This window comes from Bradyrhizobium sp. 17, assembly GCF_023073515.1.
GTDB lineage: Bacteria > Pseudomonadota > Alphaproteobacteria > Rhizobiales > Xanthobacteraceae > Bradyrhizobium > Bradyrhizobium canariense_D.
The window spans coordinates 1-1,174 of record NZ_JADPJQ010000111.1 but is presented as its reverse complement, the minus strand read 5'-3'; the positions used below and the strand labels follow the sequence as shown (position 1 = coordinate 1,174).

The 1,174-nt window shown below is 58.4% G+C and carries 1 protein-coding gene and 2 pseudogenes; all 3 read left to right on the top strand.

Features of this window, described 5'->3' with window-relative positions; translation table 11 throughout:
* Nucleotides 1-465, top strand: a pseudogene (locus IVB13_RS22640) (biotin synthase); the annotation flags it as partial.
* A 48-nt stretch (nucleotides 466-513) separates the two neighbouring features.
* The gene (panD, locus tag IVB13_RS22635) at nucleotides 514-918 is read left to right on the top strand and encodes an aspartate 1-decarboxylase (protein WP_247445786.1); all 405 of its coding nucleotides are present in this window, start codon (nucleotides 514-516) and stop codon (nucleotides 916-918) included.
* A 27-nt stretch (nucleotides 919-945) separates the two neighbouring features.
* Nucleotides 946-1,174: pseudogene (locus IVB13_RS22630) on the top strand (8-amino-7-oxononanoate synthase); the annotation flags it as partial.

Genomic DNA, 1,174 nt, shown 5'->3' with positions numbered 1-1,174 from the left:
AAGATCATCAGCACCCGTACTTTGCAGGATCGCATCGACACACTCGCACATGTTCGAGAGGCCGGCATCAAGGTGTGCAGCGGCGGCATTATCGGCATGGGCGAGCGCGTCGAGGACCGTCTTGGCATGCTCGTGCTGCTCGCCAATCTCCCCAGCCATCCGGAGAGCGTTCCAATCAACATGTGGAACGAGGTCACGGGCGTGCCGGTCAACGACACCGCGGAGCGTCCCGAACCCTTTGCGCTGGTCCGCCTGGTGGCGACCGCTCGGATCATGATGCCGAAGAGCGTCGTGCGGTTGTCCGCTGGACGGCAGTATATGACCGATGAACTGCAGGCGCTGTGCTTTTTTGCCGGCGCGAATTCGATCTTCATCGGCGACACGCTCTTGACCACGAAGAACCCGCAGCGCGATCGCGACACGAACTTGCTGGACCGGCTCGGCATCGCGTCCAGCCTGGCCTGAATCAATCAGAGCAGCGCGCGCCGCGCACAAATCCAGCTTGGGCGAGAAATGCAGATTACGCTGATGAAAGGCAAAATCCATCGCGCCTCGGTCACCGAAGCCGACCTGCACTATGAAGGTTCGATTTCGATTGACCGTGCGCTGCTGAATGCTGCGGGATTTTTGATCAACGAACGCGTTGAAATCTACAACATCGACACTGGAGCGCGGTTTGCCACCTATGTGATCGAAGCGCCTACAGGATCAGGCATCATAGGTCTGAATGGTGCGGCTGCGCGACTCGCGATGCCAGGAGACAAAGTTATTATCGTTGCATATGCCTCCTTTGACGAAGCCGAAGCAAACAATTTCAAGCCGCACGTTGTGCTGGTCGACCGAGAAAATCGCATCTTGCCAGAAGCCAAGGGCCCGAAACTGAAGCCTTGTTCTTCGCCGCCATCAGACCCTTTGTAAGATCGATCGCTACTGTCCGAGTGAAGAATGAATCCAATCCATGCGACCAAAGTTGCCGATTATGTCGTAGCCTTGCACGCCCTGAAAGAAGACGACCGGCTGCGCGGCCTCAAGCCGCGTGCGGGGATCGATTTCGCGTCGAACGACTATCTCGCGCTGGCGAGCGCACCGCGCATGAAAAAGGCTGTCTTGGACGCGCTCGAGGCCGGTACACCGATCGGTGCCGGCGGCTCGCGGCTTTTGCGCGGCAATTGCG